Genomic DNA, 22282 nt, shown 5'->3' on the forward strand with positions numbered 1-22282 from the left:
TGAAAACCGAGACTGGGACTAAAAATTTTTATTGTTATTTAAGTGCTTTCACCATCACTTTATCAATCTTCACGCCATCCATATCGATGACTTCTAACTCAAATTTTTGCCATATTAATTTCTCTCCTTGTTTTGGAATATGAGAGAGTTCCGTCATTATTAATCCACTCACCGTGGTCACTTCGTAATCATTGATTAATTCATCTAATTCAAAGTAAGTTAAGAAATCATGCAACGAATAATGTCCGTCAACCAACCAAGATCCGTCTTCTCTTTCAATCAATTGAAAATCATCTTTATAAAAGTCAGATGCATCACCAACTAAGGCTTCCAAAATATCATTCAAAGTAATTACACCTTGAAAAACACCATATTCATCAGAGACAAATGCATAATGAATGCCTGTTTTTTTGAAGTTTTCCAAAGCTATATATGCCGTAGTTTGCTCCATCATAAAAGGAGCTTCTGTCATTATATCCGCTAAATTGAAATTTTCATTTTCAAAATGAGCAAAAATATTTTTTAGGTTAACGACACCTACAATATCATCATAATTTTTATCAAAAACAGGATAAATAGAATGTAATTCCTTAAGCATAAACTCCTTAACCTGTTCTTTATCAGAATGCAAAGGTAAAAAAACCACCGACTTTCTGTGCGTCATCAATGAGTTTATTTTTCGGTCTCCAATATGAAAAACGCGCTCCACAATGTTTTGCTCTATTTCCTGTACTTCTCCTCCTTCAGTTCCTTCTTTGATAATTGCTTTTATTTCTTCTTCGGTTACTTTACCGTCAGCGGTGGGTTTTATTTGCAAAACATCCAATAAAAAATCAGTTGAATGAGTCAACAACCAAATAAATGGCGCTGTAACAATCGAAACAATTTTCATGGGTAATGCCACGGCTTTGGCGATGGATTCCGGATGATTCAAGCCTATTCTTTTAGGTAACAACTCTCCTAAAACCAAAGAGAAAAAAGTCAAAACCACAACAACTAAACCTACGGCAACAGAATGTGCATAAGGTTTTATCATTTCGAGTCCTATTATAAATGCTTCTACATCTTTGGTTATTTTATCACCACTGTAAATACCGGTAAGAATTCCTATCAGGGTGATTCCTATTTGTACTGTTGACAAAAATTTATTTGGTGAATTCGCTAAATCCAATGCGATTTTAGCGCTTTTATTTCCTTTTTTTGCCGCAGTCTCTAATCTATTCTTTCGTGCTGAAATCAATGCGATTTCTGACATAGAGAAAACCCCATTTAATAGTATTAGGAAAAATATTATTAGTATTTCCAATTTTTTAGTTGATTCGTTTTTTTATTAAAATCTGATTTCTGGATTTTTACTTTCTGAAATCTATTGTCTACAATCTGGATTTTTAGCCCAGATGGCAGTGAAAAGCCCGGAGTTAAAAAGGCTAATTTTTCTTGTCAAAAAAGAGCGACCAAAGGAAGCTCCTTTTATGACTTAGAAAAATAGTTTTTTAACGAGGACTTGTAATGTACAGCTGGAATTGCTCCTATAAATTATCAATCACATTACTTAAGCGTTCCGTAATTTCCTGAATAGTTCCTATTCCATTTACTGCGTAGAACTTCTCTTGTTCATTGTAATACCCCATTAATGGCGCTGTTTTTTCGTTGTATTCCTGGTAGCGATTTCTGATTTTTTCTTCATCTTGATCGTCAATTCTACCACTTGTTTTTCCTCTTTCCAGCAAGCGTTGAATTAAAATTTCATCATCGGCTTCGAGTGCAATTGTTGCAGCCACTTTGGAACCAATTGAAGTAAGAAATGCATCTAAAGCTTCGGCTTGTGAAATTGTTCTTGGGTAACCGTCAAACAAAATTCCGTTTGTATCCGGATGTTTATTTACCTCATCAATCAGCATCTTTGTAGTCAATTCATCTGGTACTAAATCGCCAGCATCCATGTATACTCTTGCTTGTTTGCCAAGTTCTGTATCGTTTTTTAAATTAAAGCGAAATACATCACCAGTGGATATATGCGTTAATTTATATTTTTCTTTCAAAAATTCTGCTTGAGTTCCTTTTCCTGCTCCTGGTTTTCCAAATAAAACAATGTTAGTCATAATGTTGTTGCGTAGTTATTCTTTTAGTTTATATACTTCGGGTAAATTTCTTCCTAAACCATCATAGTCTAAGCCATATCCTACAATAAATTTATTAGGAATTCTAATCCCAACGTAATCTATCTTCATGTCTTTTGTGTAGGCTTCCGGTTTGAAAAAAAGTGTCGCAATTTTAAAATGCTTTACATTTTGCTTTTTGAATAATTCTTTCAGCTCTACTAAAGTATTTCCGGTATCTACAATATCTTCTATTATAATAACGGTGCGTCCAGTCAAATCTTGGTTCAACCCAATTAATTGTTTCACTTCGTTTGTGGAAGAAGTCCCTTCGTAAGAAGCCATTTTTATAAAAGATACCTCGCATGGTTTTTTATACAGTTTCATAAAATCAGAAACCACCATAAAAGCGCCGTTTAATACCCCAACAAATACTGGTGTTTCATCAGCAAAATCGTCTTCTATTTGCGTAACCATTTTTGCGATTGCAAAGTCAATTTCTTTGGCAGAAATAAACGGAACAAATTGTTTATCGTGAAGTTGTATCATTATTTTCGTGTTTAAAATAATGCGCAAAGATACAGAATTCGGATTTGACAATTGATAAATGGGCATTAATTTGTAATTTTAAGTAAATTTCACAAAAAACCAACTTAAAATGTATCAAAAGTAATAAATGATGCAATATAAATTCCGAAGAAAATAAAATAGCATTTTCCTATTCAATCATTATGAAGTATCTTTGCTCTTAACAAACAACAACATAATGAATTATTTTTCTTCTGATTTCAAACTGGGAATTCTCGGTGGCGGACAACTCGGCAAAATGCTGTTGTTTGATACCCGAAAATTCGACATACAAACTTATGTTCTTGATCCAAGTAATGAAGCTCCATGTAAAATAGCCTGTGATAAATTCTTCAAAGGCGATTTAATGAATTTTGAAACCGTGTATAACTTTGGCAAAAAAGTTGACGTTTTGACTTTTGAAATCGAGTTGGTTAATCTTGAGGCTTTAGTGAAACTCGAGGAAGAAGGATTAAAAGTATATCCTTCTCCTAAAACATTGAAACTGATTCAAAACAAAGGAATTCAGAAAGATTTTTACACAAAACATGCTATTCCAACAGCAAATTACAAACGATTTGCCAATTTAAAAAGCTTAATTGTTAACATTCTCGATTCCAAATTAAAATTACCTTTTGTATGGAAATGCACTGAATTTGGTTATGACGGAAATGGCGTAAAAGTCATTAGACAAATTTCAGATTTAGACAATTTAGCCAATGTAGAATGTATTGCTGAAGAAATGGTTCCATTCAAAAATGAATTGGCGGTTATTGTTTGTCGCAATCCATCAGGTGAAATAAAAACTTATCCTGTAGTAGAAATGGAATTTCATCCAGAAGCAAACCAGGTAGAATATGTGATTTGTCCTGCTAGAATTGATGCAAAAGTTGCTGAAAAAGCAAGAGCAATCGCCCTGAATGTTTCTGAGAAGTTCAATCATGTAGGTCTTTTAGCCGTAGAAATGTTTCAAACAGAAGATGATGAAATCCTAGTTAATGAAGTCGCTCCCCGCCCGCACAATTCTGGGCATTATTCTATAGAAGCCAGTTACACCTCACAATTTGAAAATCATTTACGAGCTATTCTTGATTTACCCTTGGGAAACACAGATAGCAAAGTTGCCGGTATTATGGTAAATTTATCTGGTGAAGAAGGCTTTTCTGGAGATGTAGTTTACGAAAATATTGAAAAAATATTAAGTTGGGATGGCGTTACGCCTCACATTTATGGCAAGAAAGAAACACGTCCCTTTAGAAAAATGGGGCATGTTACTATTGTAAATAAAAATATTGATGAGGCAAGAAAAATTGCTGAAAAAGTAAAAAACACGATTCGAGTAATTTCAAATAATTAAAAAAATTTAATAATTTAAAGATTAAAAGATTTTCATCAAACTTGATATTAATTTTTCAATCTTTAAATTTTTCAATCTTTAAATAAAATATAATGAGCAAAGTAGCCATAATAATGGGAAGCATTTCTGATATGCCCGTAATGCAAGAAGCCATAGATATTCTAAAAGCATTTGACATAGAAACAGAAGTTGATATTGTTTCTGCGCACAGAACCCCAGAAAAATTATTCGATTTTAGTAAAAATGCACATCATCGTGGGATTTCGGTTATTATTGCTGGTGCTGGTGGCGCCGCACATTTACCCGGAATGGTGGCTTCGATGTCTCCACTTCCAGTAATTGGCGTTCCTGTAAAATCCAGTAATTCAATTGATGGCTGGGATAGTATTTTATCTATTCTTCAAATGCCAGGCGGTGTTCCTGTAGCGACTGTTGCGTTAAATGGAGCCAAAAATGCTGGAATTCTTGCCGCTCAAATCATAGGAAGCCACAACAAAAGTGTCCTTGACCGAATAATATTATATAAAACAGGATTGAAAGAAGCCGTAAATATTGCCTCCGAAACTCTCAATAAATAAAAAAAGCTCCGTAATGGCTACTGTCTGGACACAAGTTTAAAATAGGACACAGATAACACAGATTGAAAAGATTTACACAGATTGAGAAAATTTTATGATATTATAAAAAAGACAGCCACGAATTTCATTAATTCGAGTAAATTCGTGAAATTCTATCTAACTCTTTTCAAATGGTTGGTATTAAGAATTCGAAATAATATTACGGCACTATAAAATCTGCTGAATCTGCGTGCTAAAAATTTTTCACGCAGATTTTGCAGATTCAGCAGATTAGTGTTGTGGAAAATCTGTTTTTTATCAGTATTTCGCTTTAGCGAACCTATTTCATCTGCTTACGGTTGACAACGCTTTTCTGAGTTAGCAACTATTTGTCAAAGTACCCAACTTTCTTTAAATTCGTGGCTAAAATTTCGTTTGAATATTTGTGTCCAGACGGTAGCCGTTTGGGGATTTTTTTGTGCCGATATGAATCATGAATTATTTATTCTACACTCACTGTTACTTCTAGAACTCCTTCAAATTCTGAAGCAATGATATCTTCTTTGTTTAACCAGTATTCCGAAGTTGTCAAAGTATAATTTACATTATCCGAAGTTGTTAAATCCCATAAAATATCTTCTGCTTCTGGAAAAGGTGCATTTTCATTCATAGCGTGATCAAACAATCTTTTGATAAGATTACTGCCTGACAATCCATTGCTTAATAATTTCAGCACATTTTCTTTCGTTAATTCAATTTCACTTTCACCTTCTAATAGTGTAATACTACACTCGATAATTGTGGCTTTTGCATTAGGAAATTTCCCGTTATATGCTTTAAAAAGCAATTGATTGACATGAAAAAGAGTCGAATGTAAACCTATTTCAGGATATTCTTCACAGACTTTGTCTAAAAACATATCGTTTGAAATTTGTTGAATCTGACCTTCATTCAATTGTTCCGATAATTTGTATTCCAATACAATTACGGCAGCATCTTTGGGTTCAAAATCGGAAATTGCCATAAATAACAATTCTCTTAAGCTGGCTGCATCAGAATCCGAAGCATCTGGATAATCGAATTTTTCAAGCAATTTGATATAGTCTTCATTTGTCCAATATTCCTCGATTTGATCTACTGTATTTGCGCTCTTTATTGTAATTTGATAGTTCATATTTTCTTTACTATATTATTTATTTTTTTTGATTCGTTTCTTTAAAAACCAATCTTTTTTTACAATTTAAGGCTTTATTACTGCGGAACGAAATAAATAACATTTATATAACACAATCACCTGAGACATTTTGGAACAAATCAATTCCTTTAGCAATTCCGTTTTTTTCAATAAATCCCTACCTTTGTTATCTTTAAACATCGAATTTTTTCTATTAAAAAACACAAATGAGTATCCTAACCCACCATTTCAATACAAAGTATAATACAGCCCCTTTTTCGAAAATCAAAAACGAAGATTTTCTTCCTGCTTTTCAAAAAGGAATCGAATTGGCAAAAGCTGAAATCGATGCCATTGTACGAAATCCTATAAAACCAACTTTCCAAAACACTATTGAAGCATTGGCATTTAGTGGCGATGTTTTGGATAGAATTTCAAGTATTTTTTTCAACTTGAATTCAGCAGAAACAAATGATGAGATTCAAAAAATCGCTCAAGAAGTTTCTCCTTTATTGTCTGAATTTGGAAATGATGTTCGTCTTAATCCTGATTTATTCGCGCGAGTAAAGACGGTTTACGAGCAAAGAGAAAAACTGAATCTAAATCCCGAGCAAACCACACTTTTAGATAAAAAATACAAAAGTTTCTCCAGAAACGGAGCTAATCTGCCGGAAGACAAAAAGAGCCAATTAAGAGAAATCGACAAAGAATTATCGAAATTGAGTTTGCAGTTTGGCGAAAATGTTTTGGCTGAAACCCATGCTTTTCAATTGCACCTTACCAATGAAAGCGATTTAGCTGGTTTGCCGGAAGGAACTATAGAAGCCGCTCATTCATTGGCCAAAAGCCAAGAAAAGGAAGGCTGGATTTTTACTTTAGATTACCCGAGCTATGTTCCGTTTGTGACGTATGCCGATAATCGGGAATTGCGCAAGAAAATGGCAATCGCTTTTGGTGCCAAAGGTTTTCAAAACAATGAATTTGACAACCAAGAAATCGTGCTTAAAATTGCTAAATTGCGTTTTGACAGAGCACAAGTTTTAGGATATGCCACTCACGCCCATTTTGTACTTGAAGAAAGAATGGCAGAAAGCCCGGAGAAAGTGAAAACATTTTCGAATGACTTATTGGAAAAAGCCAAGCCGGCAGCTTTGAAAGAATTTGCACAATTAACCACTTTCGCAACAGCGTTAGACGGCATTGAACAATTGGAGAAATGGGATGGCGCCTATTATTCGGAGAAATTGAAACAGCAGTTATTCAATTTAGATGATGAAATATTAAAACCTTATTTCCAATTAGAGAAAGTGTTGGACGGTGCTTTTGCAGTAGCGCAAAAATTATATGGAATCACTTTCGAAGAAATTTTCGAAGTGGATAAATACCATGAAGAAGTAAAAACCTACGAAGTAAAAGATGAAGACGACCAATTAGTTGCCGTATTTTATGCTGATTTCTTTCCAAGAAAAGGCAAACGTAACGGAGCCTGGATGACGTCGTTTAAATCGCAATACATAAAAAAAGGAATCAACGAAAGACCACACATTTCCATTGTGTGTAATTTCACAAAACCTACAGAAACAAAACCATCATTATTAACTTTTAATGAAGTCACAACCTTGTTTCATGAATTTGGTCACGCTTTACACGGCATGTTAGCGAACACAACTTATCCAAGTTTATCTGGAACAAGTGTATATTGGGATTTTGTGGAATTACCAAGTCAGATTCTGGAAAACTGGTGTTACGAACCGGAAGCATTAGCTTTATTCGCTTATCATTATCAAACTGGCGAAATGATTCCAATGGAATTAGTCCATAAAATTAAAGAAAGCGCCAGTTTTCAGGAAGGTATGGCAACGATGCGCCAATTGAGTTTTGGATTGTTAGATATGGGATGGCACGCACAAGATCCTTCAAATATTAAAGACATCAAAGTTTTTGAAACCGAACAATTTGCCGCTACACAACTATACCCTGATGTAAAGGAAAATGCGATGAGCACTTCCTTTTCTCATATTTTTCAAGGTGGGTATTCTTCTGGATATTACAGTTATAAATGGGCAGAAGTTCTCGATGCTGATGCTTTCGAATATTTCCAGGAATGCGGCATCTTCAATAAAGAAGTGGCCACCAAGTTCAAGGAAAATGTACTTTCTAAAGGCGGAACAGAACACCCGATGATTTTGTACAAACGTTTTAGAGGACAAGAACCAAAACCGGAAGCGTTGTTAAAAAGAGCGGGATTGGTTTAAACAACAACTATTTAAAACCCGAAGTTCAAGTGCTTCGGGTTTTTTAATTTTTCTGAAAATTAAACGTAAAGAAACTATGAGTTTTCTAAAAGCCGAATGGAATAATTTAGCAATGATTAATTATGAAGTTAATCCTCAAATATTAGAAAAATATGTTCCAAAAGGAACCGAAATAGATCTCTATAACGGCAAATGTTATGTTAGTTTTATTGGTTTCCTATTTGAAAACGTGAGATTTTTAGGAATGAAAATCCCTTTTCATTCTGATTTTGAAGAGATCAATCTTCGGTTTTATGTGAGACGCTTTGAAAATGGAGTTTGGAAAAGAGGTACGGTTTTTATTAGTGAAATTGTCCCAAAATACGCCATATCATTCGTGGCAAATACCTTCTACAACGAGCATTATCAGACTTTACCCATGAAACACACTTTGAAAGTTAATGAAAACACCATGGAATTTATTTACCAATGGAAAGTGAATAATAACTGGAATACCATTCATGTAGAAACCAATAAAAATCCCATTGCGATTGAACCAGGCTCTGAAGCTGAATTTATCACCGAGCATTATTTTGGTTATAACAAAATAAATGAAAACGAAACTTTTGAATACCAAGTTACTCATCCCAGATGGCGACAACTGGAAGTAATCAACAATTCATCCTTGATTGATTTCGAAAGCGTTTATGGAAAAGAATTTGCTTTTATTAAGGATTTAAAACCTACATCAGTCTTTCTCGCTATTGGCTCGACAATCACCATTGAAGACAAACGAAAAATCTAATTTTTGATAACAAAAATAAAATTAAGAACTAAAATAAACGCACCAATACAAACTGTTTTTGATGTATCAAGAGATATTGATATACACCGGCAATCTGCAAGTCCTACTAAAGAAATGGCTATTGATGGAATCACTTCCAGATTAATCAATTTCAATGAAACGGTGACTTGGCGGGGCAAACATTTTGGCATTTATTTGACCCATAAAATTCAAATCATTTCGACATGAACCTGTTTTTTATGAAAAAAATGGCGTCACCACAATGAAGGACAAATTGTATTATGAAATGCCCTATGGATTCCTTGGCGAACTATTTGACTTTTTGTTTTTAAAAAATCATCTAATCAATTTTCTTATCGAAAGAAATAAAATTTTGAAAAATTTATCTGAAAACGAGCAGTAACGAACGCCAAACAAATTGGTACGCTTTCTAGCCAAAAAGACGATACTATTTAAATTTACTTCAAAAACTCCCTGAAATTTTCCTTGCTTATCACCAAAAAATTCGGTTGATACGCTTCTTGAAATGATTTAGGCAACTTCGCTTTTTTAGCGGAAGACCATTTAAATTCAAAAGCACTCACTGCATCAGCATTAGTTTCAACATAATCTATTTCCTGTTGTTGTGTGGTTCTCCAAAAAAAAGGTTTCGACAAACTTTGAGAGTAGGACAACTGTTTAAATCGTTCTGAAACTAGAAAATTTTCCCACAATGCCCCTTTATCCTGCCTAAATTCTAAGGAATTAAAATTTCCAATCAACATATTCCGAACACCATTGTCGTAGAAATAGATTTTTCTGTTTGCCTTTATTTCATTTCTCAAGTTTTTGCTAAAACTATTTAATCTAAAAATCACAAAAGCTTTCTCCAACAAATCGATATAATTATTAACCGTATTTTTATCTACACCAACTAATTGTGCTATCTCATTATAACTTACCTCACTACCAACCTGAAAAGCTAAAGCTTGTAATATTTTTTCTAAAACTTCCGATTTCCTGATACCCGCTAAACTCAAAACATCTTTATATAAGTAGCTGGAAACAAGGTTTTTTAAAATTTCATATTCATTACCAAAATTATTGATCACATCAGGATACATTCCGTATAACAATCGCAATTCCAATTGCTGTTGTGCTTTCATATAACCAACATTTCCTTCAAATTCATTCCAGGAAATGGGATACAAACGGTATTCAAATTTGCGTCCCGTTAATGGTTCTTGTGTAGCATGATTAATATCAAAAGCCGAAGAACCACTAACAATCACTTGCACATCTTTGATTTGATCAACAATAATCTTTAGTTTTAAACCAATAGCAGGAATACGCTGAACCTCATCAATAAAAACGTATTTATAATTTCCAATAATATTTTTTAAGATTTCGGTATTTGCATTTGCTAAAGTATCAGCTACAACCACATCATCACCATCAAGAAATAGAAACGGAATATCCTTTAATAAAGCGTTAATCAATGTAGTTTTACCAACTTGTCTCGGACCTATTAATACAATAATTTTTCCCTTTCCTAAATTCTTCTCTATTATTGGCGTTAAATCTCTACTAATCATAACCGTAAATTTTAAACAAATATAGTATAATTATCTAATATTCACCAAATTTATAGTGTTTTTGGTTATTATATTCACCAAATTTATAGTGTTTTTGGTGAATATATTCACCAAATTTGAATTTTATCAGAACAACAAAACCATCAACCACCACAAAATCGGTATACTTTCCACCCAAAAAGAAGTATAATATTTCGAGCGTTTTTCATTGGCAAAAAGCAGAAATAACGCAATCATAACCACTACTATAAAGTTGACAATTAATTGATTTTCATCAAAATTACTTTTTAGAAATTCCAGAAAATAAAACGGAATTAAAAGTAACAATCCCAATATTTTGGTTCGCTTTACTCCTATTTGTTGCGGTACGGTTTGCAAATGCGGATCATCATTGGCCAAATCAATAATTTCAAAAATAAGCACCAATACAAAAATCAAGATAAATCGCTGAATGCATTTTAGATAGAAATCAAGCGTTATCGACACATCGGCATTCAAAATGGGCAAAGCCAAAGTTACTCCTACCCAACACAACGCCACAATGTAGATTTTTACGCCAGCCCAGTTTCTGGCATTTTTTTTATTTGGAAAAAATGGTAGCGTATACAACAAAGTGATACTCAAAAAAGCGATTGCTACGATTTGGGTGATCCGTTGCAGCTGAAAAAAATAAAAACCAACCAAAAGAAGCGCGAAAAAACTAAATACGGCAATTATTTTTAACTCCTTGCGCATCATTAGTTTTTTGGCCCTGGCCAAAGCATCATATTTTACGAAATTATACCCTACAATTGTTCCAAAAAAAACAAAATTAGCTATTGGTTCATCCGAAGAAATGTGGAACATGTGCTGTGTCATTCTCACTAAGGCATAACACGACAATCCCACGTGAATACTGCTATTGATATAAAAATTGAATAGTTCTTTGAAAATCTTCATGAGACAAAATTAATCAATTGTGAGCAAATCTGTCATTTAGCTGAAAAATTGATAAAAAAGGAGACCCAAAATACCTTTTAAATTATTAATAATACTTAATTTTGCACCACTAAAAAAAAAAACACCTACATTTTTATATGAAAACAGATGCTTTTGCTTTAAGACACATTGGTCCAAGAGAAAACGACCTACAACATATGTTGAAAACCATTGGAGCGGAGACGCTGGATCAATTGATTTTCGAGACAATTCCTAGTGATATTCGTCTAAAAGCTGATTTGGATTTAGATCCTGCAATGACCGAATATGAATTTGCAAATCACATTCAAAAATTAGGGAATAAAAATAAAGTTTTTCAATCCTACATTGGTTTGGGTTACAATGCAGCCATTATTCCTGCGGTTATCCAAAGAAACGTTTTTGAAAACCCAGGATGGTACACTGCTTACACACCTTATCAAGCAGAAATTGCTCAAGGTCGTTTAGAAGCAATTTTGAATTTCCAAACTATGGTTATCGAATTAACCGGAATGGAAATCGCCAATGCTTCTTTATTGGACGAAGGAACAGCTGCAGCAGAAGCAATGGCATTACTTTTCGATGTTCGCTCTCGTGATCAAAAGAAAAATAACGTTTGTAAATTCTTCGTTTCAGAAGAAATCTTACCACAAACTTTATCGGTTTTACAAACGCGTTCTACGCCAATTGGTGTTGAATTAGTAATTGGAAACCATGAAGATTTCGACTTTTCAACGGAATATTTTGGAGCTATTCTTCAATATCCAGGGAAATTTGGACAAATTCATGACTATGCCGATTTTATCGCTAAAGCTGCCGCAAACGAAATAAAAGTGGCTGTTGCTGCTGATATTTTGAGTTTAGCAAAATTGACTCCTCCGGGAGAAATGGGTGCTGCAGTAGTTTTAGGAACTACACAACGTTTCGGAATTCCGTTAGGTTACGGTGGTCCACATGCTGCCTATTTTGCTACAAAAGACGAATACAAAAGAAGCATGCCAGGAAGAATCATCGGTGTAACTGTTGACACTAATGGCAATCGTGCGTTGCGTATGGCGTTGCAAACGCGTGAGCAACACATTAAACGTGATAAAGCAACTTCAAATATTTGTACCGCACAAGTTTTATTGTCAGTTATGGCAGGAATGTATGCGGTTTATCATGGCCCAAAAGGCTTACAATATATCGCTAATAAAGTACATGCTTCGGCAGCTACATTGGCAAACGAATTAGAAAAATTAGGTTTCCAACAAACTAATACTGCTTTCTTTGACACTATTGTTGTTAAGGCTGATGCCAAAAAAGTGAAAGCTATTGCTGAACAAAACGAAATCAACTTTTATTACATTGACGAAAATACCGTTTCTATTTCTTTGAATGAAACGACAAGCGTTGCTGATCTAAATAAAATTATTGCTGTTTTTGCTTCCGCAAAAGAGACTCAGGCAACAACAATTGAAAGTTTATCAGAAACCAATCATTTTCCAGAAAGCGTAAACAGAACATCAACGTTCTTACAACATGATGTTTTCAACAAATTCCATTCGGAAACCGCTTTGATGCGTTACATCAAAATGTTGGAACGAAAAGATTTGGCTTTGAATCATTCGATGATTTCATTAGGTTCTTGTACCATGAAACTGAATGCAGCTTCAGAAATGTTGCCTTTAAGCATGCCGCAATGGAATAACATTCACCCATTTGCACCACTTGATCAAGCACAAGGATACCAGGAAATGTTAGCCAAACTAGAACAACAATTAAATGTTATCACCGGTTTTGCAGGAACGACTTTACAACCCAATTCAGGTGCTCAAGGAGAATATGCAGGATTAATGGTAATTCGTGCGTACCACCAGTCAAGAGGAGATCATCATAGAAACATTGCTTTAATTCCATCATCAGCTCACGGAACTAATCCGGCATCAGCAGCTATGGCGGGAATGAAAGTTATTGTTACCAAAACTTTAGAAAACGGAAATATCGACGTAGAAGATTTACGCGAAAAAGCAATTCTTCACGCAGCCAATCTTTCTTGTTTGATGGTAACGTATCCGTCAACTCACGGTGTATTTGAAAGTGCTATTAAAGAAATCACACAATTGATCCACGATAACGGCGGACAGGTCTATATGGATGGTGCCAACATGAATGCACAAGTAGGATTAACAAATCCTGCAACTATTGGTGCTGATGTTTGTCACTTGAACTTACACAAAACGTTTGCTATTCCTCACGGTGGTGGTGGACCAGGTGTAGGACCAATATGTGTTGCTCCACAATTAGTACCATTTTTACCATCAAACCCAGTAATTCCAACGGGAGGAGAAAATGCTATTACGGCTATTTCTGCAGCTCCTTGGGGTTCCGCTTTAGTTTGTTTAATTTCTTATGGTTACATTTCAATGTTAGGTGCTGAAGGTTTGAAACAATCTACTCAATATGCGATTTTAAACGCGAACTATATTAAAGAAAAATTGAACGGTCATTATGATACGTTATATTCCGGAGAAATGGGTCGTGCAGCTCACGAAATGATTTTGGAATGTCGTCCTTTCAAACAAAAAGGAATTGAAGTTACTGATATTGCAAAACGTTTAATGGATTATGGTTTCCATGCCCCTACCGTTTCTTTCCCAGTTGCGGGAACATTAATGATTGAACCAACTGAAAGTGAAAACTTAGAAGAATTAGATCGTTTTTGTGATGCGATGATTTCAATACGTAAAGAAATTGAAGCTTCTACTCTGGAAGACAAAAATAATGTCTTAAAAAATTCTCCACATACTTTAGCCATGCTAACTACTGATGTTTGGGACTTCCCTTACACTCGTGAGCAAGCAGCTTTCCCATTGGATTATATTGCTGAAAATAAATTCTGGCCAACTGTTCGCAGAGCAGATGATGCTTATGGCGATAGAAATTTGGTTTGTTCTTGTGCGCCCATAGAGGCCTATATGGAAAATTAATTTTTAAATTAATTCAAAAAAATGTCTCGAGAAATCGGGACATTTTTTTTATACCTCAAAATTTATACAAAATTCAGAAAATAGTACAATGCAAATTCTTAAAATATCCATTTTATCAATCGCAACAATTAGTAAAGAAATATCGCATCGATTTTTGCCATTTGTAAAAAAATAATCAATATTTTTGCCAATAAATTATTATTTCATAATTATATGCATGCATAGTAAATATTATGAGTGTAATAACTTTTTAATCATTAAATTAGCCTGAATTTTTGGAAAAATAACCCGATGAAAATAAAAATAACTGGAATAGGAAGTTATATTCCTGAGAAAAAAGTAAGTAATACAGACTTTGGCGAACATGTTTTTTTAAACGAAGATGGAACCGCCTTTGGTTATCCTAACGAAGTTGTCATTAATAAATTTAAGGGAATAACAGGAATTGAACACAGACGTTATGCCGAAGATCAGTACACCTCATCTGATTTAGCTTTTTTTGCCTCCCAAAAAGCAATAGAAAATGCAGGAATTGATCCGGAAACAATAGATTATATCATCTTTGCACACAACTTTGGTGATGTAAAATGCGGAACAAATCAATCCGATATGATTCCAAGTTTGGCCACCCGTGTGAAACACAAACTACAAATAAAGAACCCAAAATGTGTTGCCTATGATATCCTTTTTGGATGCCCAGGTTGGATAGAAGGCGTAATGCAAGCCAATGCTTTCATCAAATCAGGAATGGCAAAACGTTGCTTGGTAATAGGTGCCGAAACCCTATCCAGAGTGGTTGATGCTCATGACAGGGATTCCATGATCTATTCTGATGGCGCAGGTGCTTCTATAATTGAAGCTTCTGATGATGAAACAGGAATGTTGGCTTATGAAAGTGCTACTTATGCTAATGACGAAGCCAATTATTTGTTCTTTGGTAAATCATACAATCCTGATTTAGATCCAGACATTCGTTACATAAAAATGTATGGTCGCAAGATTTATGAATTTGCATTAAGCCAAGTTCCGGCTGCAATGAAAAGTTGTTTGGACAAAAGCGGATTAGGCATTGACGACGTAAAAAAAATCCTTATCCATCAAGCCAATGAAAAAATGGACGAAGCGATAATCCAACGTTTTTACAAATTATACGACAGACCCGTACCCAAAGACATCATGCCAATGAGCATTCACGAACTGGGAAACAGCAGTGTGGCAACCGTTCCTACCCTTTTTGACTTGTTAATTCGTGGAGAAATAGAAAACCAATCCATACAAAAAGGCGACGTTCTTATCTTTGCATCCGTTGGAGCGGGAATGAATATCAACGCATTTGTTTACAGATATTAATCATTATAATGAATTTGGTAATCAGGAGCTAATCCGGCTATACATTACAATTCCTCACTACAAAACTTGTTTTTCTAAGGTGTAAGAAAGCTTCTTTTAGTCGCTTTTTACACCTTGAAAAACTACATTTTGAAGCTCCGGGATTTTCATTCCTATCCGGGCTAAAAAACAATGTCCAAAAACACATTTATTACTATATTTGTGCCTTCGTGTCCTTGCGGCAAAATCAAAAAAACATGTACGAAAAAACGTTTCCCAATAAAAGATTCAAACACACTTTAGAATTTCTAAAAAAACACATCTCTTCGAATGAGACCATATTAGATTTAGGTGTCGAAAATCCCTTCTCTAAAATAATGAAATCAGAGGGATTTGCTGTTAAAAACACAACAGGAGAAGACTTAGATACCGACCAAACCGTACTTTCAAATGAAAAACAGGATGTCGTAACTGCTTTCGAAATCTTTGAACATTTACTCAATCCGTTTACCATTTTAAAAGAAATAAAATCCGATAAGCTTTTTATATCTATCCCAATGCGTTTGTGGTTTTCACCAGCATATCGAAGCAAAACAGATATGTGGGACAGACATTACCATGAATTTGAAGATTGGCAATTGGACTGGCTATTGGAAAAAACAGGCTGGAAAATAATCGACCGAGAAAAATGGACCAATCCCGTTAAGAAATTTGGCATTCGCCCCTTATTACGTAAGTTCACCAACCGATATTATATTGTTTACGCTGAAAAAATAAAATAACACCTTTGTCAAAGTTTAAAACTTTGACAAAGGTTATTCAAAAATAAAATAATGAATTATTATATCGTCATTCCGGCTCATAACGAAGAAGCATTTATTGCTTTAACATTGCAATCCTTGATTTCTCAAACTGTTTTACCAAAAAAAGTGGTGGTGGTCAATGATAATTCTACCGACAAAACAGCCGAAATCGTAACAGCTTTCGTCAAAGAAAATCCGTTTATTACTTTGGTAAACAAAACTTCAAGTGCGATACATCTTCCGGGAAGTAAAGTCATTCAGGCGTTTCACAAAGGTTTTGAAACATTGGACGAAGAGTATGACGTCATAGTAAAACTGGATGCCGACTTAATTCTACCTAACAATTATTTTGAAACTATTTTAAACATTTTCGAAAAAGATCCCAAAATAGGGATGGCCGGCGGATTTGCCTATATCGAAAAAAACGGCGAATGGATTCTGGAAAACCTAACCGATAAAGACCATATTCGAGGCGCATTCAAAGCCTATAGAAAAGCATGTTTTCAACAAATAGACAACTTAAAACCTGCAATGGGTTGGGACACCGTTGATGAATTATTGTCTAAATTTTATGGCTGGAAAGTAGTTACTGATGCTTCATTAATCGTAAAACATCTAAAACCAACCGGAGCTAATTATAACAAAACAGCACGTTACAAACAAGGTGAAGCTTTTTACACCTTAGGTTACGGTTTTTTAATCACGGCGATTGCCTCGGCAAAACTGGCTATGATGAAAAAGAAACCTTTCCTTTTTTTAGATTACATCAAAGGTTTTTGGAAGGCCAAAGCTGCTAAAACCCCTTTATTGGTAACTGCAGAACAAGCAAAATTCATTCGGAATTATCGTTTGAAGAAAATGAAAGAAAAAATTTTCTAACGAAAACTACGAACTCAAAACTTATAACTCATAACTATTTTTGTAATTTAGCCCATAATCGCAAAACTATGATGCTCATTCGATATATAACGCAGATAGGAAGATACTTCTTAATGCTGAAAGAAATTTTCAATAAACAGACTAAATGGTCTGTGATGAGAAATCTAATTTTCAAGGAAATTGACGATTTAATTATTGGTTCTTTGGGTATTGTGGCTTTCATTTCTTTCTTTGTTGGAGGTGTTGTTGCCATTCAAACTGCCTTAAACTTGACCAATCCATTAATCCCAAAATATCTTATTGGTTTTGCAACCAGACAATCGGTAATATTAGAATTCGCACCCACTTTCATCTCGGTGATTATGGCTGGAAAAATGGGTTCTTTTATCACATCAAGTATTGGAACCATGAGAGTGACAGAACAAATTGACGCACTAGAAGTCATGGGCGTTAATTCGTTAAACTATTTAGTTTTTCCAAAAATAATTGCCTTACTATTATATCCATTTGTCATTGGAATCAGTATGTTCCTGGGAGTATTAGGTGGCTGGATGGCTGGTGTTTATGGTGGTTTTACCTCAAGCGCCGAATTTATAAATGGTGCGCAATTGGATTTTATTCCATTTCATATCGTTTATGCTTTTCTAAAAACATTGATTTTCGCGATGTTATTAGCAACCATTCCTTCTTTTCACGGATATTACATGAAGGGCGGTGCACTTGAAGTAGGAAGAGCAAGTACCGTATCATTTGTTTGGACATCGGTTTCAATAATTTCTTTCAATTATATATTAACACAACTGTTATTAGGCTCATGATAGAAGTAAAAAATGTAGAAAAATCATTTGGCGGCATCAAAATTCTTAAAGGTGTTTCGACAGTTTTTGAAACCGGAAAAACAAATTTAATTATTGGACAAAGTGGATCTGGCAAAACCGTTCTGCTAAAAAGTCTTTTAGGCATACATACACCCGAATCTGGAACAATTTCATTTGACGGTAGAATATATTCTGAATTAAGCCCAGAGGAAAAACGAGATTTACGAACTGAAATAGGAATGGTTTTTCAAGGAAGTGCCTTGTTTGATTCCATGACCGTAGCGGAAAACGTAGGTTTCCCGTTAAAAATGTTCACCAAAGACAATAATTCAAAAATTCAGAAACGCGTAGATTTTGTATTAAAAAGAGTTAACCTTACTGACGCACATAAAAAATTACCTTCGGAAATTTCAGGAGGAATGCAAAAACGTGTGGCAATTGCCCGCGCTATCGTAAACAATCCGAAATACCTGTTTTGTGACGAACCCAATTCTGGATTAGACCCAAACACGGCTATATTGATAGATAATCTTATCAAAGAAATTACCGAAGAGTACAATATCACAACCGTAATAAACACGCATGATATGAACTCGGTTATGGAAATTGGGGAGAAAATTTTATTCTTGAAAGATGGTTTAAAAGCTTGGGAAGGAACTAAAGAAGAAATTTTCAGAACCGATAACGAAGCTGTAGTGGACTTTGTCTATTCTTCGAATTTATTCAAAAAAGTACGAGAAGCTTATTTGAAGGAATAAAAATTACGCCAAATTTAACTTGTTTTTAATAACTCTACCTCCGCATTTGGATTAAAAAGATAGGTTTTCCCTGAACTCACTTCAAGGCATTCAAAACGCTTGGTTCTTATGGCTATTTTCTTGAAAATCTTTCCGTTTTGGATTCGAAAAACACTGCCGTAAGGAATTTCGAACACATAATTTTTGTCGTTTTGCTGGTCAAATTGCTTCAATGCCAATGCTAAAGTAGCATCGGTATCGCTACTGGCTGTTGGGTTTTTGAAATGTCTCGCCAACAACGGCAATAAATGATTTGGAAAAATCTCTGGACGAATGTATGGAATCATCAACCTTTGAAATGAATACTTCCACTCGTTTCCATGAGGCTTAATATTCCTTCCAAATTTTTCAAACGCAACCAAATGAGAAATTTCATGAATCAGCGTAATCAGAAACTTGTATTTATTCAGGTTTGAATTTACCGTGATTTCATGCTTCCCATTTAAGCCTTTTCGATAATCACCATGACGCGTTTGTCTTTCATTTACAATCTTAAGATGCACTTGATTGACAACAATAAGTTCAAAAACTGGTTTTACAGCATGTTCTGGAATATATCTTGCTAAGGTTTCGCTCAAAATAGTTATGAGTTAGGAATTATAAGTTATGAGTTTTTCTTTGAGGTTATTATAATACTTCGTATAATTTTCAAAACTTCATTATTCTGTTTGTAAATTGATTCAAATTCTATCTCGGAAATATAATTGGTTTCTTTTAAAACCTCTAACCAATAAAGAGATTCATTACATTCTTTCTGAGCTATTGACAACTTATGAATAAAATCAGGCTTGCTTTGCGCATTTACCGCTTCACGGACATTTGCTCAAACAGAAGTAACTGAACGCAAAAATTGTTTACTCATAATATATTCTTTCTTTTCAGCGACCAAGTATTTGTAAAAATTTACACCTCTAATTGCCAACTCAAAACTCTTTGTTTTTACAATACTTTCACTCATAATTCATAACTTAAAATTTATAACTCTAAGTTACGGATTTGTAGAAGACACTTGCAACACTTTTCCGTTGAAATATTTATTTCCCGTCAACGTAAAATTAAAAATATAATCCGCCATTTCACTCGCTGTAATTGGAGCTTGATAGCCTGGAAAAGCTTCAGCTAACATTTCTGTTTGAACCGAACCTAAAGCCAAAACATTAAAAGCAATACCTCTTTCTTTATATTCCTCAGCTAATAATTCTGATAATGTAATAACAGCACCTTTACTGGAACTATAAGCTGCAAGTCCTGCAAATTTCAAACTTCCCTGAATTCCGCCCATAGAACTTATTGTTACTACATGGCTTCCTTTTTGTAAATAAGGCAAACAAATGCGAGTCAAATTAGCAACTCCAAAAACATTGACTTTATAGATATTTTCGAAATCTTCCTGAGTTGTTTCTGAAAATGGTTTCAACAATAAACTTCCTGCATTATGAATGACCGCATCAATTTGTTTCCAAGACTTAGAAAGAAAATCTTGCACTTTCTCTAATTCTGATTCATTAGATAAATCAACCGAAAGGCAAGTGATATTTTCATTCCCTAATAAAGCTTGCGGAATTTTTCTTGAAATGGCTAACACTTGATGTCCAGCCTTGGCAAATTGCAATGCCAACTCATATCCTATCCCTCTACTAGTTCCTGTAATAATAATATTTTTCATGTAGCAAAAATAAACAAAAACACTAAAAAAAGCATCATTTTAGCTGTAGGTATTGTTTCAAATATAAAAATAAGGTTTTCTATAATTATGCTTAATTTTGCCGAAACAAAATACTATTTGAATTCGCAGCAAATGACAGAAAACATACAATTAGAAATAGCAAAACTGAATGATATTGATGGAATTTTGGCATTACAGGAATTGTATCTGGTATCTAATTTATCCGAAGAAGAAAAAGCTTCAGGGTTTGTCACTACGCCGTTTTCAACCCCTCAACTAACCGAAGTCATAGGACAACAAGGCTTGTTTATCGCCAAAGACAATACTAAAATCATCGCTTATATTTTTGCAGGAGGCTGGGATTTTTTCAACCAATGGCCCATATTCAATTATATGACTACATTATTTCCTAATCTTAAATTTTTAGATTTCGATATTACTACAACCAATAGCTTTCAGTATGGACCTATTTGTATTCATAAGGAATATCGAGGAAAAGGATTAATAACACCACTTTTCGAATTTATGAGAATCAATATTGTACAACGATATCCATTGGCTTTGACCTTTATCAATAAAACCAATATTCCATCTACAAAAGCGCATACCGAAAAACTAAAATGGACGATCATCGCTGATTTTCAATTCAACAATAACAATTATTTTATTTTGGCTTATGACATGAATAAGCCCGTTATCTAAAACTCACTAATTCATGTGAATTTCGTGTGTTGGTGTATTGGCCATTTGCGTAACGGCAGGTAATAATTCCTGAATAAACGAAGTCATGTGAGATAAATCCATAGCTTTAAATTCATCCGAAACATGATGATAGAATTCAAAATTTTCAAAATCAAACGTACTCACAGATTGACAAGGCACATGAAACTCATTGTAAAAAGAATAATTATCTGATCTGTAAAACAATTGGTATTCGGCTTCTTTTGGAAGAAAACCAATCGTATTTTTTCCGGTATATTCATTTATTTTACTCGCCATATTCGATTTATCAAAACCAGTAATATAAGCTAGATAATCTCTTTTCATCGGCACTCCAATCATCTCAATATTGAATTGCGCGTATAAATTAAAGTTTTGTGCTTTCAGCTTTTTAGCTAAATGTTTAGAACCTAACAATCCTTTTTCTTCTCCTGTAAAAAACACGAAAAGAACACTTCTTTTATTGTTTTTAACAGCACTGAAATATTTAGCCATTTCAGCAACTGCAGTTGTTCCTGACGCATCATCATTGGCACCATTATTTATAAAATCTCCATTGACTCCCTTTTTATCAATTCCAATATGATCATAATGCGCACTTAGAATTATAAATTCATTTTTCAAAACAGCGTCAGTACCTTCAACAAAACCTACAATATTGAATGCCGTTTCTTTGAAAGTTGATAACGTATCGCGATACGATTTAAAATAAGGCTTTACATCGTTGTTTTTAAAAAACTGCTCCAAATAATCAGCCGCTTTTACCATTCCTTTTGTTCCGGTTTCCCTACCTTCTAACTCGTCAGAAGTCAAATATTTCAACGTTTCTGCAACATCATTTTCTTTGACTTTATATTCAGCTTCTAATAGTTTTAATCGGGTATCGTTTGTGGCTTGGGCCGTGATAGAAGAAGTTGATAAACATCCGAATAAAACGAATGGAAGAAGTAAAAGTGTATTTTTCATAGTTTGTAATT

General features: G+C 34.2%; 21 protein-coding genes and 1 pseudogene. 12 read left to right on the plus strand and 10 right to left on the minus strand.

Going from position 1 to position 22282, the window contains the following annotated elements:
• Window positions 1–34: 34 nt before the first annotated feature.
• From ACNO7W_RS05975 to hpt, 3 genes are all read right to left on the minus strand, one after another.
• Window positions 35–1306 carry a hemolysin family protein gene (locus tag ACNO7W_RS05975; protein ID WP_417937391.1) on the minus strand — a complete coding sequence of 424 codons (1272 nt, stop codon included), beginning with the start codon at window positions 1304–1306 and terminating at the stop codon, window positions 35–37.
• 223 nt (window positions 1307–1529) lie between these two features.
• Window positions 1530–2102: an adenylate kinase gene (locus ACNO7W_RS05980; protein ID WP_144064335.1), complete on the minus strand. Its 573-nt coding sequence runs from the start codon at window positions 2100–2102 to the stop codon at window positions 1530–1532.
• Between the two features lie 15 nt (window positions 2103–2117).
• The gene (hpt, locus tag ACNO7W_RS05985; RefSeq protein ID WP_144064334.1) at window positions 2118–2648 is read right to left on the minus strand and encodes a hypoxanthine phosphoribosyltransferase; all 531 of its coding nucleotides are present in this window, start codon (window positions 2646–2648) and stop codon (window positions 2118–2120) included.
• A 217-nt stretch (window positions 2649–2865) separates the two neighbouring features.
• Here hpt and ACNO7W_RS05990 point away from each other — a divergent pair, with 217 nt between their 5' ends.
• Together ACNO7W_RS05990 and purE are read left to right on the plus strand one after the other, a co-directional pair.
• Window positions 2866–4023: a 5-(carboxyamino)imidazole ribonucleotide synthase gene (locus ACNO7W_RS05990; RefSeq protein WP_417937392.1), complete on the plus strand. Its 1158-nt coding sequence runs from the start codon at window positions 2866–2868 to the stop codon at window positions 4021–4023.
• 92 nt (window positions 4024–4115) lie between these two features.
• Complete coding sequence (gene purE, locus ACNO7W_RS05995) at window positions 4116–4601, plus strand: 5-(carboxyamino)imidazole ribonucleotide mutase (protein ID WP_417937393.1); 486 nt, start codon at window positions 4116–4118, stop codon at window positions 4599–4601.
• Between the two features lie 481 nt (window positions 4602–5082).
• On the opposite strand, the gene ACNO7W_RS06000 is transcribed toward purE, so the two are convergent.
• Window positions 5083–5754, minus strand: coding sequence for a hypothetical protein (locus tag ACNO7W_RS06000; RefSeq protein WP_417937394.1), 672 nt, complete (start codon window positions 5752–5754; stop codon window positions 5083–5085).
• A 227-nt stretch (window positions 5755–5981) separates the two neighbouring features.
• Between ACNO7W_RS06000 and ACNO7W_RS06005 the strand changes: the two genes are divergently transcribed.
• From ACNO7W_RS06005 to ACNO7W_RS06015, 3 genes are all read left to right on the plus strand, one after another.
• Window positions 5982–8009, plus strand: a complete 2028-nt coding sequence (locus ACNO7W_RS06005) for a M3 family metallopeptidase (protein ID WP_417937395.1) — start codon at window positions 5982–5984, stop codon at window positions 8007–8009.
• 76 nt (window positions 8010–8085) lie between these two features.
• Window positions 8086–8793, plus strand: coding sequence for a YqjF family protein (locus ACNO7W_RS06010; RefSeq protein ID WP_417937396.1), 708 nt, complete (start codon window positions 8086–8088; stop codon window positions 8791–8793).
• Between the two features lie 3 nt (window positions 8794–8796).
• The gene (locus ACNO7W_RS06015) at window positions 8797–9021 is read left to right on the plus strand and encodes a hypothetical protein (protein ID WP_417937397.1); all 225 of its coding nucleotides are present in this window, start codon (window positions 8797–8799) and stop codon (window positions 9019–9021) included.
• A gap of 230 nt (window positions 9022–9251) precedes the next feature.
• Here ACNO7W_RS06015 and ACNO7W_RS06020 read toward each other — a convergent pair whose 3' ends face one another.
• Both ACNO7W_RS06020 and ACNO7W_RS06025 read right to left on the minus strand, forming a co-directional pair.
• A complete protein-coding gene (locus ACNO7W_RS06020; RefSeq protein WP_417937398.1) occupies window positions 9252–10367 on the minus strand; it encodes an ATP-binding protein in 1116 nt (371 codons plus the stop codon).
• Window positions 10368–10493: 126 nt separating this feature from the next.
• Window positions 10494–11306, minus strand: a complete 813-nt coding sequence (locus ACNO7W_RS06025) for a hypothetical protein (RefSeq protein ID WP_417937399.1) — start codon at window positions 11304–11306, stop codon at window positions 10494–10496.
• A 137-nt stretch (window positions 11307–11443) separates the two neighbouring features.
• Between ACNO7W_RS06025 and gcvP the strand changes: the two genes are divergently transcribed.
• The 6 genes from gcvP to ACNO7W_RS06055 all read left to right on the plus strand — a co-directional run bounded on the left by gcvP (window position 11444) and on the right by ACNO7W_RS06055 (window position 18880).
• On the plus strand, window positions 11444–14293 hold the full coding sequence (gene gcvP / locus ACNO7W_RS06030) for an aminomethyl-transferring glycine dehydrogenase (protein WP_417937400.1): 2850 nt from the start codon (window positions 11444–11446) through the stop codon (window positions 14291–14293).
• A 291-nt stretch (window positions 14294–14584) separates the two neighbouring features.
• Window positions 14585–15643, plus strand: a complete 1059-nt coding sequence (locus ACNO7W_RS06035) for a ketoacyl-ACP synthase III (RefSeq protein ID WP_314897491.1) — start codon at window positions 14585–14587, stop codon at window positions 15641–15643.
• Window positions 15644–15879: 236 nt separating this feature from the next.
• Window positions 15880–16404 carry a methyltransferase gene (locus ACNO7W_RS06040; protein WP_417937401.1) on the plus strand — a complete coding sequence of 175 codons (525 nt, stop codon included), beginning with the start codon at window positions 15880–15882 and terminating at the stop codon, window positions 16402–16404.
• Between the two features lie 51 nt (window positions 16405–16455).
• Window positions 16456–17304 (plus strand): glycosyltransferase family 2 protein, encoded by an 849-nt coding sequence (locus ACNO7W_RS06045; protein ID WP_417937402.1) that lies wholly within the window; start codon window positions 16456–16458, stop codon window positions 17302–17304.
• A 68-nt stretch (window positions 17305–17372) separates the two neighbouring features.
• The gene (locus tag ACNO7W_RS06050) at window positions 17373–18122 is read left to right on the plus strand and encodes an MlaE family ABC transporter permease (protein WP_143387675.1); all 750 of its coding nucleotides are present in this window, start codon (window positions 17373–17375) and stop codon (window positions 18120–18122) included.
• Window positions 18119–18880 (plus strand): ABC transporter ATP-binding protein, encoded by a 762-nt coding sequence (locus ACNO7W_RS06055; protein ID WP_143387677.1) that lies wholly within the window; start codon window positions 18119–18121, stop codon window positions 18878–18880. The genes ACNO7W_RS06050 and ACNO7W_RS06055 overlap by 4 nt, the downstream gene beginning before the upstream one ends.
• A 14-nt stretch (window positions 18881–18894) precedes the next feature.
• On the opposite strand, the gene ACNO7W_RS06060 is transcribed toward ACNO7W_RS06055, so the two are convergent.
• From ACNO7W_RS06060 to ACNO7W_RS06070, 3 genes and pseudogenes are all read right to left on the minus strand, one after another.
• On the minus strand, window positions 18895–19497 hold the full coding sequence (locus tag ACNO7W_RS06060; RefSeq protein ID WP_143387679.1) for a SprT-like domain-containing protein: 603 nt from the start codon (window positions 19495–19497) through the stop codon (window positions 18895–18897).
• A 26-nt stretch (window positions 19498–19523) separates the two neighbouring features.
• Window positions 19524–19877 (minus strand): annotated as a pseudogene (locus tag ACNO7W_RS06065) (four helix bundle protein).
• Between the two features lie 30 nt (window positions 19878–19907).
• Window positions 19908–20585: an SDR family NAD(P)-dependent oxidoreductase gene (locus tag ACNO7W_RS06070; RefSeq protein ID WP_143387682.1), complete on the minus strand. Its 678-nt coding sequence runs from the start codon at window positions 20583–20585 to the stop codon at window positions 19908–19910.
• A gap of 132 nt (window positions 20586–20717) precedes the next feature.
• Between ACNO7W_RS06070 and ACNO7W_RS06075 the strand changes: the two genes are divergently transcribed.
• Entirely contained in the window at window positions 20718–21287 is a 570-nt protein-coding gene (locus tag ACNO7W_RS06075; protein ID WP_417937403.1) for a GNAT family acetyltransferase, read from the plus strand.
• A 6-nt stretch (window positions 21288–21293) separates the two neighbouring features.
• On the opposite strand, the gene ACNO7W_RS06080 is transcribed toward ACNO7W_RS06075, so the two are convergent.
• Complete coding sequence (locus ACNO7W_RS06080; RefSeq protein WP_417937404.1) at window positions 21294–22271, minus strand: M28 family peptidase; 978 nt, start codon at window positions 22269–22271, stop codon at window positions 21294–21296.
• Between the last annotated feature and the right edge of the window lie 11 nt (window positions 22272–22282).

The organism is Flavobacterium sp. ZB4R12 (assembly GCF_048276375.1).
Classification (GTDB): domain Bacteria; phylum Bacteroidota; class Bacteroidia; order Flavobacteriales; family Flavobacteriaceae; genus Flavobacterium; species Flavobacterium gawalongense.